Source organism: Stenotrophomonas sp., from assembly GCF_059505245.1.
The window spans coordinates 164,071-180,865 of sequence record NZ_JCACKF010000001.1 but is presented as its reverse complement, the minus strand read 5'-3'; the positions used below and the strand labels follow the sequence as shown (position 1 = coordinate 180,865).

At 67.7% G+C, this 16,795-nt stretch carries 14 protein-coding genes; all 14 read left to right on the top strand.

The window, feature by feature from the left end; translation table 11 throughout:
• The first annotated feature begins 1 nt into the window (after position 1).
• Complete coding sequence (locus AC5JLE_RS00805) at positions 2-2,371, top strand: fimbria/pilus outer membrane usher protein (protein ID WP_241884176.1); 2,370 nt, start codon at positions 2-4, stop codon at positions 2,369-2,371.
• The gene (locus AC5JLE_RS00800) at positions 2,368-3,405 is read left to right on the top strand and encodes a Csu type fimbrial protein (RefSeq protein WP_014646505.1); all 1,038 of its coding nucleotides are present in this window, start codon (positions 2,368-2,370) and stop codon (positions 3,403-3,405) included. Before AC5JLE_RS00805 ends, AC5JLE_RS00800 begins: the two co-directional genes overlap by 4 nt.
• 152 nt (positions 3,406-3,557) lie before the next feature.
• Complete coding sequence (locus tag AC5JLE_RS00795) at positions 3,558-3,773, top strand: hypothetical protein (RefSeq protein ID WP_241884185.1); 216 nt, start codon at positions 3,558-3,560, stop codon at positions 3,771-3,773.
• A complete protein-coding gene (locus AC5JLE_RS00790; RefSeq protein ID WP_014646503.1) occupies positions 3,773-4,471 on the top strand; it encodes a fimbrial biogenesis chaperone in 699 nt (232 codons plus the stop codon). Before AC5JLE_RS00795 ends, AC5JLE_RS00790 begins: the two co-directional genes overlap by 1 nt.
• Positions 4,472-4,691: 220 nt before the next feature.
• Positions 4,692-5,498, top strand: coding sequence for a 30S ribosomal protein S2 (rpsB, locus tag AC5JLE_RS00785; protein ID WP_005408748.1), 807 nt, complete (start codon positions 4,692-4,694; stop codon positions 5,496-5,498).
• Positions 5,499-5,623: 125 nt separating this feature from the next.
• Positions 5,624-6,499: a translation elongation factor Ts gene (tsf, locus tag AC5JLE_RS00780; RefSeq protein WP_032956847.1), complete on the top strand. Its 876-nt coding sequence runs from the start codon at positions 5,624-5,626 to the stop codon at positions 6,497-6,499.
• Between the two features lie 258 nt (positions 6,500-6,757).
• Positions 6,758-8,296 (top strand): sensor domain-containing diguanylate cyclase, encoded by a 1,539-nt coding sequence (locus AC5JLE_RS00775; protein ID WP_241884175.1) that lies wholly within the window; start codon positions 6,758-6,760, stop codon positions 8,294-8,296.
• 121 nt (positions 8,297-8,417) lie between these two features.
• The gene (pyrH, locus tag AC5JLE_RS00770; RefSeq protein WP_075075661.1) at positions 8,418-9,146 is read left to right on the top strand and encodes a UMP kinase; all 729 of its coding nucleotides are present in this window, start codon (positions 8,418-8,420) and stop codon (positions 9,144-9,146) included.
• Positions 9,147-9,242: 96 nt separating this feature from the next.
• Entirely contained in the window at positions 9,243-9,797 is a 555-nt protein-coding gene (gene frr, locus AC5JLE_RS00765) for a ribosome recycling factor (protein ID WP_014646499.1), read from the top strand.
• A gap of 5 nt (positions 9,798-9,802) precedes the next feature.
• Positions 9,803-10,570, top strand: a complete 768-nt coding sequence (gene uppS, locus AC5JLE_RS00760; protein ID WP_032956844.1) for a polyprenyl diphosphate synthase — start codon at positions 9,803-9,805, stop codon at positions 10,568-10,570.
• Positions 10,567-11,403: a phosphatidate cytidylyltransferase gene (locus AC5JLE_RS00755; RefSeq protein ID WP_014646497.1), complete on the top strand. Its 837-nt coding sequence runs from the start codon at positions 10,567-10,569 to the stop codon at positions 11,401-11,403. Before uppS ends, AC5JLE_RS00755 begins: the two co-directional genes overlap by 4 nt.
• Positions 11,404-11,405: 2 nt before the next feature.
• Positions 11,406-12,596 carry a 1-deoxy-D-xylulose-5-phosphate reductoisomerase gene (locus AC5JLE_RS00750; RefSeq protein WP_496064915.1) on the top strand — a complete coding sequence of 397 codons (1,191 nt, stop codon included), beginning with the start codon at positions 11,406-11,408 and terminating at the stop codon, positions 12,594-12,596.
• 55 nt (positions 12,597-12,651) lie between these two features.
• Complete coding sequence (gene rseP / locus AC5JLE_RS00745; protein ID WP_164166050.1) at positions 12,652-14,010, top strand: RIP metalloprotease RseP; 1,359 nt, start codon at positions 12,652-12,654, stop codon at positions 14,008-14,010.
• A 74-nt stretch (positions 14,011-14,084) separates the two neighbouring features.
• Entirely contained in the window at positions 14,085-16,448 is a 2,364-nt protein-coding gene (gene bamA / locus AC5JLE_RS00740; RefSeq protein WP_032956838.1) for an outer membrane protein assembly factor BamA, read from the top strand.
• Positions 16,449-16,795: the final 347 nt, after the last annotated feature.

Below are 16,795 nucleotides of genomic sequence, written 5' to 3'. Positions count from 1 at the left end.
GATGGGCGCGCTGTTGGCGGCCCTGGCTCCCGCGGCGACCGAGGCCGCCGATGTGTCCGGCGTGGCGGCCGTTGATGTATCCGGCGTGTCGGCCGATGCCATCCTGCCTCCCCCGACCCCGCTGACCGCCAGCCAGGCGCTGTACCTGGATGTGTCGCTCAACAGCACCCCGCGCGGCCTGCTGCCATTCACCGAGAACCGCGGCCGGCTGCAGGCCAGCCCCGAAGTGCTGCGCCAGCTTGGCTTCAACGCCAGCGGCGATGCGCCGGTCTACCTGGACCAGATCAGCGGTGCGGTGGTGCGCTATGACGCGCACATGCAGACCCTGGCACTGGACGTGCCGCTGGACCAGCTCATCCTGCCCACCACCGTGCTCAGCCGCCCGCAGACGCGCGCGCCCACCGGCAGTGCCTCGCCCGGCGTGCTGCTCAACTACGACGTCTACGGCAGCCGGGTGGACACGCTCGGCAACCTCAGCCTGAGCGCGGAGCTGCGCGTGTTCGGTATCGGCAACGGCACCTTCGAAAACACCGCCATCAGCCGCCGCTACCAGCAACCCGGCGACCGCCATTGGCGCGGCGAGAGCGTGCGCCTGGACACACGCTGGAGCCTGGATTTCCCGGACAGTGCAACCACGCTGGAGGTCGGTGACTTCTACAGCGGCTTCGTCGACTGGACCCGCCCGGTTCGCCTGGGCGGCCTGCAGATCGGCCGCAACTACGGCCTGCAGCCCTACCGCGTGCTCACGCCCACGCCGAGCTTCCTCGGCCAGGCGGTGGTGCCCTCCACGGTCGAGCTGTATGTCGATGGCCTGCGCCAGTACAGCGGCCAGGTGCCGGTCGGGCCCTTCCAGTTGGCGGCGCAGCCCGGCATCAGCGGCACCGGTAACGCGCAGGTGGTGGTGACCGATGCGTTCGGCCGCATGCAGACGCTGGATTTCAGTTTCTATGGCACCCAGCAGCTGCTGGCCAGGGGCCTTTCGGACTGGTCGGCCGGCGTCGGCCACCTGCGCGAGGACTTTGGCCAGCGCTCCTTCGCCTATGACGATCGCACGGTGGCCAGTGCCAGCTGGCGCGGCGGTGTCACCGACACGTTCACCGGCGAGGCGCATGCCGAAGGCGGCGGCGGCCTGGCCCAGGCCGGTGTCGGTGGCTGGTGGCTGCTCGGCGCCGCTGGCGTGTTCAATGCCGCCTATGCGCACAGCGGCTACCACGGCCTGCAGGGTGGGCAATGGGCGCTGGGCTACAGCTGGAACAACCGTCGCTTCAACGTCAATCTGCGCAGCGTACGCAGCCACGGCGACTACCGCGACCTCGGCGCGCTGCAGGGCAACCTGCCGCCGAGCATCAGCGAGCAGGCCACGCTCGGCCTGGACCTGCTGCGGCTGGGCACGCTCAGCGCCAGCTATCTGCGCCTGCGCTACCCGGATGGAGACGACAACCGCTATGCCAGCCTGTTCTGGTCACGTACCTGGAGCCAGCGCTGGTCGGCCTATCTTTCGGTAAACCAGAACCTGGACCGCAGCGACGACCGCAGCATCTACCTGTCGGTGACTGCCAGCCTGGGCAACAACCGCCAGGCCAGCCTTTCGAGCCAGCGCAACGGCGACAGCCAGAGCTGGGTGGCGGACGTGACCCAGCCAGTGCCGGGCGATGGCAGCGCCGGCGGCGTCGGCTGGCGCGCGCAGCTGCGCCACGGCGAGGACGGCAACGGCGGCCTGGCCGAGGTCGGCATCCTCAACGATGTCGGTCGCTACTCGTTCGGCGCCTCGCGCCAGGGTGGACTCAACTATGCCTACGCCAGCGCCAGCGGCAGCCTGGTGTGGATGGGCGGGCACACCTTCGCCACGCGCGAGGTGTCCGATGCGTTCGCGGTGATCAGCACCAATGGGGTCGGCGGCGTCCCGGTGCGGCTGGAGAACCGCCTGATCGGCGTCACCGATGATCGCGGCCTGCTGCTGGTCAGTCCGTTGCTGTCCTGGCAGCGCAACCGGGTCTCGATCGACACCCTGGACCTGCCCGAAGACATGCGCGCCGACCGCATCGAGGACTGGGTGACCCCGCGCCAGCGCGCCGGCACCCGCGTGACCTTCCAGCTGCGCTCGCGGCCGTCACTGAGCCTGACCCTGCTGGCAATGGACGGCCAGCCTCTGGAGGTCGGCAGCGAGGTGCGGTTGCCCGATGGCCGCCAGGCCACGGTCGGCTACGACGGCCTGCTCTATCTGGAAGACGTTGCCGCCGGCAGCGTGCTGTACGTCACCACCAGCCGCGGCCCCTGCCGCGTGAAAGTGCCGGACCTGCCCAAGGTGGTGGCGTCCGGCGCACGGCCGAAGCCGGCGCCGCAGCAGTGCATCCCGGAGGTGGCGCCATGAGGGTGCTGCTGCTCGTCCTGCTGCTCTGGGCCGGCCTGCTGGCAGCGGCGCCCGCCGGTGCCACCGCGGTCTGCACGGCGGTCGCCAATCCGACCCTGCCGTTCGGCAACATCAACAGCAATGCACCCGGCCCGAGTACGGCCAACCTCAACATCACGGTGACCTGCACCACCGCCGCGCTGAGCCTGCTGGCCACCACCGGCGTGCGCGTCTGCGTGGGCATCGGCGCAGGCAGTGGCGGCGGCAGCAGTTCCACCTTCCGCACGATGGCCACCTCCAGCAGTGACACCCTGAATTTCCAGCTGTACAACAACGCCAGCTTCGGCCAGGTCACCGGACTGGTGCCGCGCGGCACGCCACCTGCGCAGGAACTGACCATGACCTACAACGTGCCGCTGGTGACGGGCGGCAGCGGCGCGCAGTCCATACAGCTGTTCGGGCAGATCCCGGCCAACCAGATCCTGGCCTCCGGCGCGTACAGCAGCACCTTCAGCGGGGCCAACGTGGTCCTGACCTGGGCCTGGAACGAAGTCCTGCTCGGTACCGCCACCGTGCCCGCCACCTGCAATGGCGGCGCCACCGGCACCAACAGCGCCAGTGCAGCCTTCAGCTTCACCGCCACCGCCAACGTGCTGCCGCAATGTGGCAGCTACGTCACCACCACCATGGACTTCGGCAACGTCACCGGCGGCATTCCGGCCAACATCGACCGGACCGCCACCCTCACCCTGACCTGCCTGAAGAACACTGCCTTCCAGGTCGGCCTCAACAACGGCCAGAACAATCCCACCGCCACCACCACCCGGCGCATGGCCACCACCCTCGGCGGAAGCACCTATTACCTCGCCTACGAGCTCTACCGGGACTCGGCGCGGAGCCTGCGCTGGGGCAATACCCTGACCGTCGACACGGCCAGCGGCACCGGTACCGGCAGCGCGCAGCAATTGACCATCCATGGCCGGGTGCCACCGGTCAGCGGCCAGCCGCCGGCCGGCACCTACAACGACCTGGTGACGGTGACGATCACCTACTGACCGGCGTGCCGACCAACGGTCGGCACCCACCGGACGAAGGCCGTGCCGAGCGCCGGCTCGGCGCTACAGTTCCAGCACATCCCGCCGATACCGCGCAGCAAGTCTTTCAGCATGGTGGATGGCAGGTGGTTCGCACATTCCTGATCGGGGCGATGCTGGTCGCCAGCCTGCCGGCATGGGCCGAACCCAGCAGCCCCCTGCAGATCCGGCTGACCGTGGTTGAATCCTGCAGCGACGATGGCGGCGGCATCCGCTGCCCGGCACCGCACCAGCGCAGTGACGCACCCCAGGCGTCGCGCCAGGTCCGCGAGCTCGCACCACCGGCGACGGACGAGAACGCAACACCCTCCGTGACCCTCATCTACTGATGCGCGCGTTGCTGATCCTGCTGGCACTGCTGCTGGCACTGCCTGCCGCAGCGCTGGAGCTGTTGCCGACCACCCTGCAGCTGCCGGCCCAGGGCGGCAGCGCCGAACTGTGGTTGCACAACCCCGGGCCCGGCCGCTGGCAGGGCCAGGTGCAGGTGCTGGCGTGGGATCAGCAGCTGGACGCCGAACGACTGCACCCCAGCGACCAGATCCGGGTCAGCCCGGCGCGGCTGGACCTGGCCCCCGGCAGCACCCAGCGCGTCTGGCTGTTGCCGGGCGATCCGGCAGCGGCGGCCGCTGAACAGGCCTATCGGGTCGTACTGGCACCGACGTTGCCCGGGTTGCCGCGCTATTCGCTGCCGCTGTTCCGCGGCCCAGCGGGGCCAGCACTGCAGGCCCGGCTGCTGGGCCGCGTCGAGGCCCACGGGTCTCTGGCCGTACTGCGACTCAGCAATGCCGGTACCCTGCACGGCCGCCTGCACGATCTGCGCTTCATCACGGCGGACGGCCAGGCAACGCTGCTGACGGCTGGCCTGGCCGGCTACATTCTGGCGGGCCATGAACGCCGCTGGCCCCTGCCTGCCCGCGCCGATGGCTATGCAGGCGGCCGCTTCCAGGCACGCCTGCAGGACGGCCGCGAGGTCGATCTGGCCGCAACTGACCCTGCAATTGCAGCAAGCGCCCCCAGCGGGCTATAATCGACCGGATTCCTGCCGCCAGCGTGCGCGCGAACCCGTCCACACCGGACGTCACCGGTGAATCCACACCTGCTGCCCCCATCCGTGCCGGGGTGCTCCGCAAGGAGTTCGGCCACGGAGGCAACAGGGAAGCCCAACCCCGGAACCGATCGCGCTTCCACGCGTCCCGCATACCTATCCCCGCGGGCGGAATCGCTGGTTCCATATCAGGAGTATTGCAATGCCCCAGGTCACCATGCGTCAGATGCTGGAAGCCGGCGTCCACTTCGGCCACCAGACCCGCTACTGGAACCCGAAGATGGCTCCGTACATCTTCGGCGCCCGCGGCAAGATCCACATCATCAACCTGGAAAAGACCGTCCCGCTGTTCAACGACGCGATGAACTTCATCTCGTCGGTTGCCCAGAAGCGCGGCACCGTCCTGTTCCTGGGCACCAAGCGCAGCGCCCGCGAAACCATCAAGGAAGAAGCCGAGCGTTGCGGCATGCCGTTCATGAACCAGCGTTGGCTGGGCGGCACCCTGACCAACTTCCGTACCGTCAAGCAGTCGGTTGCCCGCCTGAAGGAACTGGAAGCCGGTGAAACCGACGGCACCTTCGAGAAGCTGGTCAAGCACGAAGTGCTGGGCCTGCGTCGCGAGCGCGACAAGCTGGAAGCCTCGCTGGGCGGCATCAAGGACATGAACCGCCTGCCGGACGCCATCTTCGTGATCGACATCGGCCACGAAGACATCGCGATCAAGGAAGCCAAGAAGCTGGGCATCCCGGTCATCGCCGTGGTCGACACCAACTACAACCCGGAACTGGTTGATTACGCCATCCCGGGCAACGACGACGCCATCCGCGCTGTGCAGCTGTACGCCCGCGCCGCTGCCGACGCCGTGCTGGAAGGCAAGGCGGCTGCCCCGCACGCCGCTTCGGTGCGCGAGGAAGAATTCGCTGAAGCCGCTGCTGAAGGCGAAGAGAAGCCGGCCCGCCGCGCTCCGGCCAAGAAGGCTGCCAAGAAGGGCGACGACGCCCAGGCCTGATCCAGGCCCCGGGTGGACGCCCGGCGTCCACCCTCCCTGCACGCAGCCATCGGCGCGTGACAGGACCGTGTCACACGGGCCGGCCACCATGCCGGCCCAACCCCTTTCTTTCGTGAGGTAATCCCGTGGAAATCACTGCTTCCCTGGTCAAGGAACTGCGCGAGCGCACCGGCGCCGGCATGATGGAATGCAAGAAGGCGCTTACCGAAGCCAACGGCGACATCAACGCCGCTGCTGAAGCCATGCGCAAGTCCGGCGCCGCCAAGGCCGACAAGAAGGCTGACCGCGTGGCCGCCGAAGGCCGCCTGGGCCTGGCCCAGGACGGCGGCAAGGCCGTGCTGGTCGAAGTCAACTCGGAAACCGACTTCGTCGCCAACGATGACAACTTCAAGTCCTTCGTCAACGCCGTCGCCGCTGCTGCCCTGGCATCGGGCGCCAACGACGTCGAAGCCGTGAAGGCCGCCACGCTGGCCGACGGCCGTACCGTCGAGGAAGCCCGCGCCACCGCCGTGCAGACCCTGGGTGAGAACATCCAGATCCGCCGCATGGTCAAGGTCGACACCACCGGCAACATCGGCGCCTACGTCCACACCAACGGCAAGGTCGGCGTGCTGGTCGACCTGATCGGCGGCGACGTCGAGCTGGCCCGTGGCCTGGCCATGCACGTGGCCGCGCTGAAGCCGCCGCACAACAAGGCTGCGGACGTCCCGGCCGAGTTCGTCGAGAAGGAAAAGGAAATCGAGCTGGCCAAGATGACCGATAAGGACAAGGCCAAGCCGGCCGACATCCTGGAAAAGATCATCAGCGGCAAGATCAACAAGATCGTCAGCGACGTGACCCTGTACGGCCAGACCTACGTGCTGGGCGACACCACCGTCGAGCAGGTGGTCAAGGCCGCCGGCGCCGACGTGGCAGGCTTCAAGCTGCTGATCGTCGGCGAAGGCATCGAGAAGGTGGTGGAAGACTACGCCGCCGAAGTTGCCAAGGCGATGCAGGTCTGATTCCAGCCTTCCGGCTGTGAAGCGACCAGAAGGAGCCGCGGGAAACCGCGGCTCTTTTTTTATGCATGGACCCAGGGATCAACCCATGGCCCACCGGTGGGTGCGCACCGTTGGTGCGCACAACCGGCACCTTTGCGTTGCGCGCGAATCAAGCCGATACTCGGCGCAGGGAATCCACAGTCATTTAGCAGGAACGAAAATCGCGGACTGTGATGCATTCCTAGGTATTCTTGTCCTAATGGAATTGAACGACCCGACATGCCTCCCGAGCTGACAGCTGCCCTGGCGCTCTGCCGCAACCTGCCTTCGCCACCCGGTATTGCCCTGCGCATCATCGAACTGGCCCAGGACCCGGAAGCGGACATCGCCACCGCTGCCGACATCATCGCCATCGACATGGCGCTGAGCGCTCGCATGCTGCGCATCGCCAATTCGCCGCTTTACGCCAGCCGCCGCCGGATCGAGAACCTCGGCCAGGCGCTGACCATGCTGGGCCTGAACGCCACGATCAGCCTCGCCCTCGGCTTCACCGTCACCCAGGGCCTGACCGGCGGCACCGGCGCCGACCACGACCTGCGCCAGCGCGCCTGGAAGCGCAGCATCCTCAGCGCCCTGGCTGCCAGCCAGCTGGGCCAGGCGCGCGGCCTGCGCCGGCTGGAAGAACTGATGCTGGCCGGCCTGCTGCAGGACCTGGGCGTACTGTGCCTGGCCCAGGCCGAGTCGGAGCGCTACCTGCCGCTGCTGCGCGAGGCACGCGACAACATCGACCTGGTCGCCCGCGAACGCGAGGAACTGGGCTGCAGCCATGCCGAGGTCGGCGCGTGGGTGGCCGAGCAATGGGGCCTGCCCCGCTACCTGGTGGAGAGCATCAGCCACAGCGAGGACGAGGACTTCGCCGAATCGCCGTTCCAGGCCTGCGTGCAGCTGTCCGGCGCGGTGGCCGACATCTGGCTGGACAGCGACGCCGACGCCGCGCGTGAGCGCGCCCTGCAGCAGGTGCACGACCGCCTGGAGCTGGACAGCGCGCGCTTCGACCAGGTCCTCGCCCGCATCAGTGAAGCCCTGCCCGACATCGCCAGCCTGTTTGATGCCGGCCTCAATTCACCGGCGCGGGTGCGCGAGCTGATCGATCACGCGCAGGAGCTGGCCACGCTGCGCAACCTGCGCGAACTGCAGGACGCCGACCAGGCACGACGCCGCGCCGACGAGTTCGAGGCGCGCGCCAAGCGCCTCGCCGACCAGGCCCATCGTGACGCGTTGACCGGCGTGCTCAACCGCCGCCAGCTGGAAGCGGTGCTGGAGCAGGAATTCCTGCGCGCCGGCCGCCAGGGCTGGCCATTGTCGGTGGCCTTCATCGACCTGGACGACTTCAAGAAGATCAACGACGCCCACGGCCACCTGACCGGCGACGAGGTACTGCGCGCCTTCGCCGGCAAGCTGCAGGGCCAGCTGCGCAACAGTGACACCGTCGCCCGCTTCGGCGGCGAGGAATTCGTCGCGCTGCTGCCAAACACCAGCGAAAGCGTGGCCCTGGACGTGATCCGCCGGGTGCTGGCCAATATCGTCGCCACGCCGATGGCCGAGCTGGAGGGCGGGCCGCTGTTCGTCACCTTCTCCGCCGGCGTGGCCACCCAGGGTGGCTACGAGCGCTTCGCCGACGTGCAGGACCTGCTGCGCGCAGCCGACGACGTGCTGTACCGCTCCAAGAACCTGGGCCGCAACCGGGTGATCGCCCGCTCGCCAGGTGCCCTCGGCCACGACGAGCTGTCGGCCACCGCTGGCGCCGAGCTGGGCTGAACGGGAAGCCCCGTTTGACCGGGGCGAACGACCGGATTCTGCGCCGCAGTGCACAAAACACTTTGGCACGACGCCGCATGCGCGTAGAATCGCCCGCGATTTCCACGCACCCGAGGTCCTCATGTCCAAGCTCGCCTATCGCCGCATCCTTCTGAAATTGTCCGGGGAGGCGCTGATGGGAGACGAGGACTACGGCATCGACCCGAAGGTCATCAATCGCCTGGCCCGCGAAGTCATCGAAGCCCAGCAGGCCGGTGCCGAAGTGGCGCTGGTGATCGGCGGCGGCAACATCTTCCGCGGCGCCGGCCTGGCCGCCGGCGGCATGGACCGGGTCACCGGCGACCAGATGGGCATGCTGGCCACGGTCATCAACGCCCTGGCCATGCAGGATGCCCTCGAGAAGCTGGGCGCCAAGGCCCGCGTGATGAGCGCGATCAAGATCAACGACGTGTGCGAGGACTACATCCGCCGCCGCGCCATCCGCCACCTGGAAAAGGGCCGCCTGGTGATCTTCGCCGCCGGCGTCGGCAGCCCGTTCTTCACCACCGATTCCGGCGCCGCCCTGCGCGCGATCGAGATCGGCGCCGATCTGCTGCTGAAGGCCACCAAGGTCGATGGCGTGTACGACAAGGACCCGAACAAGCACAACGATGCGGTCCGCTTCGACAGCCTGAGCTACGACGAAGTGATCCGCCGCGGCCTGGAAGTGATGGACACGGCGGCCTTCGCATTGGCCCGCGACAGCGACCTGCCGATGCGCGTGTTCGACATGGGCCAGCCGGGCGAGCTGCTGAAGATCCTCAACGGCGCGAACATCGGCACCCTGGTCCAGGGCCGCGACCCGGCCTGAGCCTGAGCGCAAAGCGGCGATCGGGCCGATTCAGGCCCGGCAGCGTCCCGTATTCGCCTATAATCGCCCGATTCCAGATACATCCAGGACCGGGCGATGCTCAACGACATCAAGAACAACGCGCAGACGCGCATGGCCAAGAGCATCGACGCTCTGAAGCACACCCTCACCTCCATCCGGACCGGGCGTGCCACGCCTGCCCTGCTGGACCGCGTGACGGTCAGTGCCTATGGCAACGCCAGCACCCCGCTGAACCAGGTTGCCTCGATCTCCAACGCCGACGCGCACTCGCTGCTGGTCACGCCGTTCGACAAGGGCATGATCAAGGAGATCGAAAAGGGTCTCTACAACGCCGAGTTCACCCCGAACACCCTCGGCACCGCGATCCGCATCAACATGCCGCCGCCGACCGAAGAGCGCCGCAAGGAGCTGGCCAAGCAGGTGCAGAAGGAAGGTGAAGGCGCCAAGATCGCGATCCGCAACATCCGTCAGGACGCGAACAAGGAAATCGCCAAGCTGGTCAAGGACAAGGCGATCAGCGAAGACGAGAAGAAGCGCGGCGAAGACGACATCCAGAAGCTGACCGACGCCAACATCAAGGACGTCGACAAGGTCGTCGCCGACAAGGAAAAAGAACTGCTGTCGGTCTGAAGTCGATGCCTTCAGCCCCGCCTCCGTTACCGGCCGCCCTGCCCCGCCACATTGCCATCATCATGGATGGCAATGGGCGCTGGGCACAGCAGCGCCGTCGCCCCCGCGTGATCGGCCACCGTGCCGGCGCGCGCGCGGTCAACCGCACCATCGAGCGCTGCCTTGAACTGGGCATTCCGGCGCTGACCCTGTTCGCCTTCTCCAGCGAGAACTGGGGCCGGCCACAGGAGGAAGTGGATGCGTTGATGAAGCTGTTCCTCGGCGCGCTCGACCGCGAGGTGGACGAGCTGCATCGGCGCGGCGTGCGCGTACGCTTCATCGGCGAACGCGAGCGCTTCGGTGCCGGGCTGGTCAGCCGCATGCAGCTGGCCGAACAGCGCACCGCCGATAACACCACCCTGACCCTGTCGATCGCGGCCAGCTATGGCGGCCGCCAGGACATCGCCCGCGCCGCGCGCGCCCTGGCCGTCGAAGTGGCGGCCGGTCGCCTGTTGCCCGAGCAGATCGACGAATCGCTGCTGGGCAGCCAGGTCGCCCTTGCCGACCTGCCGCCGCCGGACCTGTTCATCCGCACCGGCGGCGACACCCGCATCAGCAACTTCCTGCTGTGGCAGCTGGCCTACACCGAGCTGTGGTTCACCGAGGCCCTGTGGCCGGACTTCGATGCCGGGCAGCTGCAGCAGGCGCTGGACGCCTATGCCGGCCGCGAGCGTCGTTTCGGCCTGACCAGCGCCCAGATTGCCGCACTGGCCACCGAGACTTCCAGCCCATGACCAAGACCCGAGTCCTCGCCGCGCTGATCATGGCGCCGGTTGCCATTGCGGCGATCCTGCTGCTGCCCACGCAATGGCTGGCCGCCGCCGCCGCTGCGGTGCTGCTGATCGGCCTGTGGGAATGGCTGAAGCTGGCCGGTATCGAAGACACCCTGGCACGCACCGTACTTCTGGTGCTGAACCTGCTGCTGATGGTGCTGCTGGTCTGGGCCGATGGCAGTACGCTGGTGCTGTTCCAGATAACCACGCTGGCCGGCGTTGCCTGGTGGCTGGCCGCGCTGGTCTGGCTGCGCTTCTTCAATTTCGGTGCACAGCCGTCGGCGCCCTCGCGCATCCTGAAGATGCTGGCCGGCACGCTTGCCATCGTGCCCGCCTGGGCCGCGCTGGTGCTGATCCATGCCGGTGGCGATCCGCCGGGCAAGCAGGGCCACCTGTGGCTGCTGGCTGCACTGGCACTGGTGTGGGCGGCCGACTCGGGCGCCTACTTCGCCGGCCGCCATTTCGGCAAGCACAAGCTGGCCCCGCGGATCAGCCCCAACAAGACCTGGGAAGGCCTGTTCGGCGGCCTGCTGGCCGGTGTCGCCGTGGCCGTCGGCCTGGGCTGGCTGGCCGGGATCGATACCGCACACCTGCCGGGCCTGCTGATCACCGCGGTCGTGGCCGTGTTCGCCTCGGTGCTGGGTGACCTGTTCGAGAGCCTCATCAAGCGCCACGCGGGCGCCAAGGATTCGGGCCACCTGATCCCGGGCCATGGCGGCGTGCTCGACCGGGTCGACGGCGTCCTCGCCGCCGTCCCGGTGTTCGCGCTGGGCAAGGAAATCTTCGGGTTCTGACCATGAATGCTGCTGCAGACCTGCGCCGGGTCGCCGTATTCGGCGCCACCGGCTCGATCGGTGCCTCCACGCTGGACGTGATCGCCCGCCACCCGCAGCGCTACCAGGCGACCGTGCTCGCCGCCGGACGCCAGGTGCAGGGGCTGCTGGCGTTGTGCCGCCAGCACAAACCCGCGCACGCGGTGATCGCCGACGAATCGCTGTTTGCCGAACTGCGTGACGGCCTGCGCGACGCCGGACTGGCCACCGAAGCCCATGCCGGCCATGCCGCGCTGGACCAGCTGGCCGCCAGCGACGCCTGCGATACCGTGGTCGCGGCCATCGTCGGCGCTGCCGGCCTGCCCTCGACCCTGGCCGCGGCCGCCGCCGGCAAGCGCATCCTGCTGGCCAACAAGGAATCGCTGGTGCTGGCCGGCGAACTGCTGACCCGTACCGCCGAACGTGCCGGCGCCGAAATCATCCCGATCGACAGCGAACACAGCGCGATCTTCCAGTGCCTGCGCTCGCGCGACGCCAGCGTCGACGGCGCCGGCGTGCGCCGGATCCTGCTGACCGCCTCCGGCGGCCCGTTCCGTGGCCGCAGCCGCGCCGAACTGGCCCAGGTCACCCCGGCCCAGGCCGTTGCCCACCCGAAGTGGTCGATGGGACCGAAGATCTCGGTCGATTCGGCGACGTTGATGAACAAGGGCCTGGAAGTCATCGAGGCCCACCACCTGTTCGGCGTGCCCGGTGAACGCATCGAAGTGCTGGTGCACCCGCAGAGCCTGGTCCATTCGCTGGTCGAGTTCGTCGACGGCTCGACCCTGGCGCAGATGGGCCTGCCGGACATGCGCACCACCCTCGCCGTTGGCCTGGGCTGGCCACAGCGCATCGAATCGGGCGTGGCCGGGCTGGACCTGCTGGCCCAGGGCCGGCTGGATTTCGAGGCCCCGGACACCGACGCCTTCCCCTGCCTGGCTCTGGCCTGGCAGGCCATGCAGGCCGGCGGCACCGCACCGGCGGTGCTGAATGCTGCCAACGAGGAGGCGGTTTCAGCGTTTCTTCAGGGCCGGATCGGTTTCCTGACGATCCCGGCGCTGGTTGCTAACGCTCTTTCAACACTGCCGACGCAAGCAGCCGATACACTGGAGGTCCTGTTGTCCGCCGACCAGCGGGCACGCCAGCTCACCCTGAACGCCATCGACGCCGCCTGAACGACCGCCTCGCCCAGCATGACGCCGCCGCCCCTGCCCGCCACTGTGAGCCTGCATGACTGACTTCATCGGATCGGTCTGGTGGATGATTGTCAGCCTCGGGCTGCTGGTCACGTTCCACGAGTTCGGGCATTACTGGGTCGGACGCCTGTGCGGGGTCAAGATCCTGCGTTTCTCGGTCGGCTTCGGCCGGCCGCTGTGGTCGCGCCGCGACCGGCATGGTACCGAGTTCGCCATCGCCGCCATTCCGCTGGGTGGCTACGTGAAGTTCCTCGACGAACGCGAGGTCGAAGTCCACCCGCACGAGCGCGGCCAGGCCTTCAACCACAAGACGGTCTGGCAGCGCATCGCGATCGTTGCCGCCGGCCCGATCGCCAACCTGCTGCTGTGCATCCTCCTGCTGTGGGCGATGTTCGTGATCGGCAAGCAGGATTACTCGCCCACCGTCGGCCGCGTCAGCGGCATCGCCGCCAGTGCCGGCCTGGCCAGCGGCGACCGCGTGCTGCGCGTGGACGACCGCCAGGTGGTCACCCTCGGCGAGGCCAGCATGGCACTGACCGCGGCTGCGATGGACCGCCGCGACGTGAAGCTGGAAGTGCTGGATACGGCCGATCAGGTGCGCACGCGCACCCTGCCGCTGTCGCAGCTGCCGGCGGGTTTCGATGAGCGGCGGGTGCCGATCCTGGCTGGCATGTACTGGCAGTCGTGGCTGCAGCCCCCGCTGGTCGAGTCGCTCACCGCGGACTCCGTGGTGGCCGGGCAACTGCAGCCGGGCGACCTGATCGTGGCCATTGACGGCCAGCGCATCGACGGCGCCGACCAGGTGATCGGCGAGATCCAGGCGCTGGGCCGTGCCGGTGGCCCGGGCATGATCGAGGTCCTGCGTGGCGGCGAGCGCCTGGCGCTGGAAGTGACGCCACGCAAGGGCCAGGACGCCAAGGGCGGCCCCACGTGGCAGATCGGCGTTCAGTTCCCGACCAAGTTCAGCCCCCCCTACGACACCCTCCTGCGCTACGGCCCCCTGGACTCGGTCACCGTCGCGGTACGCGAAACCGGGCGCCTGGCGGCCGACTCGCTGGGCATGATGGGCCGCATCGTCACCGGCAAGGCCTCGCTTCAGAACGTTTCCGGGCCGGTCACCATCGCCCGCGTGGCCAATGTCTCGGCCAAGCGCGGCCTCGACTGGTTCCTGCAGTTCCTTGCCCTGCTGTCCCTCAGCCTGTGCATCATCAACCTGCTGCCGATCCCGATCTTGGACGGCGGCCACCTGCTGTATTACCTTATCGAGTTGGTCAAGGGCAGCCCGCTGAGCGAGCGTGCCATCGCCGCCGGCCAATACATCGGCCTGGCGTTGCTGGCCGGGCTGATGGGGTTGGCGTTCTACAACGACATCCTCGGCCTGGTCCCGCGATGAACTTTTCCATGTTGTTGCCGTCTACAGCGTCGGCATCCCGCACCAATGAAATCGACCTTCCTACCGGACGTGACATGACGCGACTCCCCAATCGCCGCCTGCTGGCCCTCGCCCTCGCCGCCGTCACCGGCGCTCCCGCCCTGGCCCAGGCAGCCGAGCCCTTCACTGTCAGCGACATCCGCGTCGATGGCCTGCAGCGCATCAGCTCGGGCACGGTATTCACCTACCTGCCGGTGGAACGTGGCGAGACGGTCACCGACAACAAGGTCGGCGAGACGATCCGCGCCCTGTACAAGACCGGCTTCTTCGAAGACGTGCAGCTGGACCGCCAGGGCACGATCCTGGTGGTGACCGTCAAGGAACGTCCGGCGATCAACAAGCTGACCGTGACCGGCAACAAGGACATCAAGTCCGACCAGCTGCTCAAGGGCCTGTCCGACATCGGCCTGACCGAGGGCGGCACCTTCGATCGCCTGAGCCTGGACCGCGTGACCCAGGAACTGCGCCGCCAGTACAACGACCGTGGCAAATACAACGTCGACATCACCCCGACGGTGAGCCCGCTGGACCGCAACCGCGTGGACATCGCCATCGCCATCAAGGAAGGCAAGGCGGCCAAGATCCGCCACGTCAACCTGGTCGGCACCGAAAAGTTCGAGAGCAAGGACATCCTGGAGACCTGGGAGTCCAAGGAGCACAACTGGGCGTCGTGGTACCGCCGTGACGACCAGTACTCCAAGGAAAAGCTGTCCGGCGACCTGGAAAAGCTCAACTCCTGGTACCTGGACCGCGGCTACGTCGATTTCAGCATCGATTCCACCCAGGTCTCGATCAGCCCCGACAAGCGCGACATGTTCCTGACCGCGGGCGTGACCGAGGGTGCGCAGTACAAGATCTCCGAGATCAAGGTCAGCGGCGACACCATCCTCCCGCAGGAGGACGTCGAGCGCATGGTGATCCAGAAGTCCGGCGACACGTTCTCGCGTGCCCTGCTGGAATTCAGCTCGGACACCATCACCAATTCGCTGTCCAACATCGGCTACGCGTTCGCCAAGGTGAACCCGATCCCGACCACCAACCGCGCCGAGCAGACCGTCGCCATCAACATGCAGGTCGTGCCCGGCCCGCGCGTGTCGGTGCGCCGCATCCTGTTCCGTGGCAATACCCGCACCTCCGATGAGGTGATGCGCCGCGAAATGCGCCAGTTCGAGAACAGCTGGTACTCGCAGGCCGCGATCGACCGCTCCAAGATCCGCCTGCAGCGCCTGGGCTACTTCGAATCGGTGGAAGTGGAGACCCCGGCCGTCAGCGGCAGCAACGACCAGGTCGACGTCGTCTACAACGTCAAGGAAACCACCTCGGGCAGCTTCGTGTTCGGCCTGGGCTACTCGCAGTCCTACGGCATGACCACCTCGGTGCAGCTGTCGCAGAACAACTTCCTTGGCGGCGGCAACCGCGTGTCGGTCGAAGCCTCGCGCAGCAGCTACCTGCAGCGCTACGGCTTCAGCTACACCAACCCGTACTTCACCGATGACGGCGTGTCGCTGGGCTATAACCTGTCCTGGCGCGAACTGGACTACTCCGACTTCAATACCGCGCAGTACAACAGCACCAATGGTTCGGCGCAGGTGGTGTTCGGCGTGCCGCTGACCGAGACCGATACCGTCTCGCTGATGTTCGGCATCGACAGCAACCAGATCACCACCTACCAGGGCTCGACCCCGCAGTCGATCATCGACTACATCAACGCGGTCGGTAAGCGCACCTTCCACGCTTGGCGCACCGAGCTGGGCTGGGCGCGCGACTCGCGCAACGACTACTTCATGCCGACGCGCGGCACCTACCAGCGCATCGGCCTGGAAACCACGCTGCCGGGTTCGACCATCGAGTACTACAAGCTGAACTACCAGATCAGCAAGTACTGGCCGATCATGCCGTCGCTGGTGATCAACACCCGCGCGGAAATCGGCTACGGCGATGCCTACGGCAACGACTACACCCGTACGCTGACCAATCCGGATGGCACCACCCGCACCGTCACCGCCAGCGGCCTGCCGTTCTTCGAGAACTTCTACGCCGGTGGCACCAACTCGGTGCGCGGCTTCGAGGACAACACCCTCGGCCCGCGCGAAGTCACCACCGGTTATCCGGAAGGCCAGCCGCTGGGTGGTTCGCTGAAGACCGTCGGTTCGGTCGAAGCCTACTTCCCGCGCCTGTTCGACAGCCCGTCGGCACGCGTGTCGGCCTTCGTCGACTTCGGCAACGTCTACAACGGCACCCAGAACTTCAAGGCCAACGAGCTGCGCGTGTCCACCGGCGTGGCCCTGCTGTGGCGCGCCCCGGTCGGCCCGATCTCGATCAGCTACGCCTTCCCGCTGAAGAAGGAAGACGATGACAAGATCGAGCGTCTGCAGTTCACCTTCGGCGGTCAGTTCTAAGAACTGACCACCGAAGGTGCGCCGCGGCTTGCTGCGCAAGCAGCGGGTCCCGACCTACCTCCTATCCCCCGCGCCATTGGCGCGCCCCCCTTAACAAAGGGGGGCTCTCCACCAGACGGGGTGCGAAGCGCCGGGCTCTGCCCGGCGTTTTCGTTTTGCAGATGACACTGCACGGCACGGGCTTTTGGCCGCGCTCGCGGGAAATTGTCCAGAGGCGGGGGGGGGGGGGGGGGGGGCGCGGGGGGCCCGCGCCCGGGCTATTCGGGCGCGGGGGGGGGGGGCCCCCCCCCCGCCCCCCCGCGCCCCGCGGGGGGGGGGGGGGGGGGGGGGCCCGCCCCCCCCCCCCC

Bases quoted from the DNA above. Each gene is read 5' to 3' on its own strand.
- pyrH (WP_075075661.1), top strand. From the start codon at position 8,418: ATGTCCAAGCTCGCCTATCGCCGCATCCTTCTGAAATTGTCCGGGGAG.
- bamA (WP_032956838.1), top strand. From the start codon at position 14,085: ATGACGCGACTCCCCAATCGCCGCCTGCTGGCCCTCGCCCTCGCCGCC.
- AC5JLE_RS00790 (WP_014646503.1), top strand. From the start codon at position 3,773: ATGCGCGCGTTGCTGATCCTGCTGGCACTGCTGCTGGCACTGCCTGCC.
- AC5JLE_RS00805 (WP_241884176.1), top strand. From the start codon at position 2: ATGGGCGCGCTGTTGGCGGCCCTGGCTCCCGCGGCGACCGAGGCCGCC.
- AC5JLE_RS00800 (WP_014646505.1), top strand. From the start codon at position 2,368: ATGAGGGTGCTGCTGCTCGTCCTGCTGCTCTGGGCCGGCCTGCTGGCA.
- AC5JLE_RS00755 (WP_014646497.1), top strand. From the start codon at position 10,567: ATGACCAAGACCCGAGTCCTCGCCGCGCTGATCATGGCGCCGGTTGCC.
- frr (WP_014646499.1), top strand. From the start codon at position 9,243: ATGCTCAACGACATCAAGAACAACGCGCAGACGCGCATGGCCAAGAGC.
- AC5JLE_RS00750 (WP_496064915.1), top strand. From the start codon at position 11,406: ATGAATGCTGCTGCAGACCTGCGCCGGGTCGCCGTATTCGGCGCCACC.
- rpsB (WP_005408748.1), top strand. From the start codon at position 4,692: ATGCCCCAGGTCACCATGCGTCAGATGCTGGAAGCCGGCGTCCACTTC.
- AC5JLE_RS00775 (WP_241884175.1), top strand. From the start codon at position 6,758: ATGCCTCCCGAGCTGACAGCTGCCCTGGCGCTCTGCCGCAACCTGCCT.
- AC5JLE_RS00795 (WP_241884185.1), top strand. From the start codon at position 3,558: ATGCTGGTCGCCAGCCTGCCGGCATGGGCCGAACCCAGCAGCCCCCTG.
- uppS (WP_032956844.1), top strand. From the start codon at position 9,803: ATGCCTTCAGCCCCGCCTCCGTTACCGGCCGCCCTGCCCCGCCACATT.
- rseP (WP_164166050.1), top strand. From the start codon at position 12,652: ATGACTGACTTCATCGGATCGGTCTGGTGGATGATTGTCAGCCTCGGG.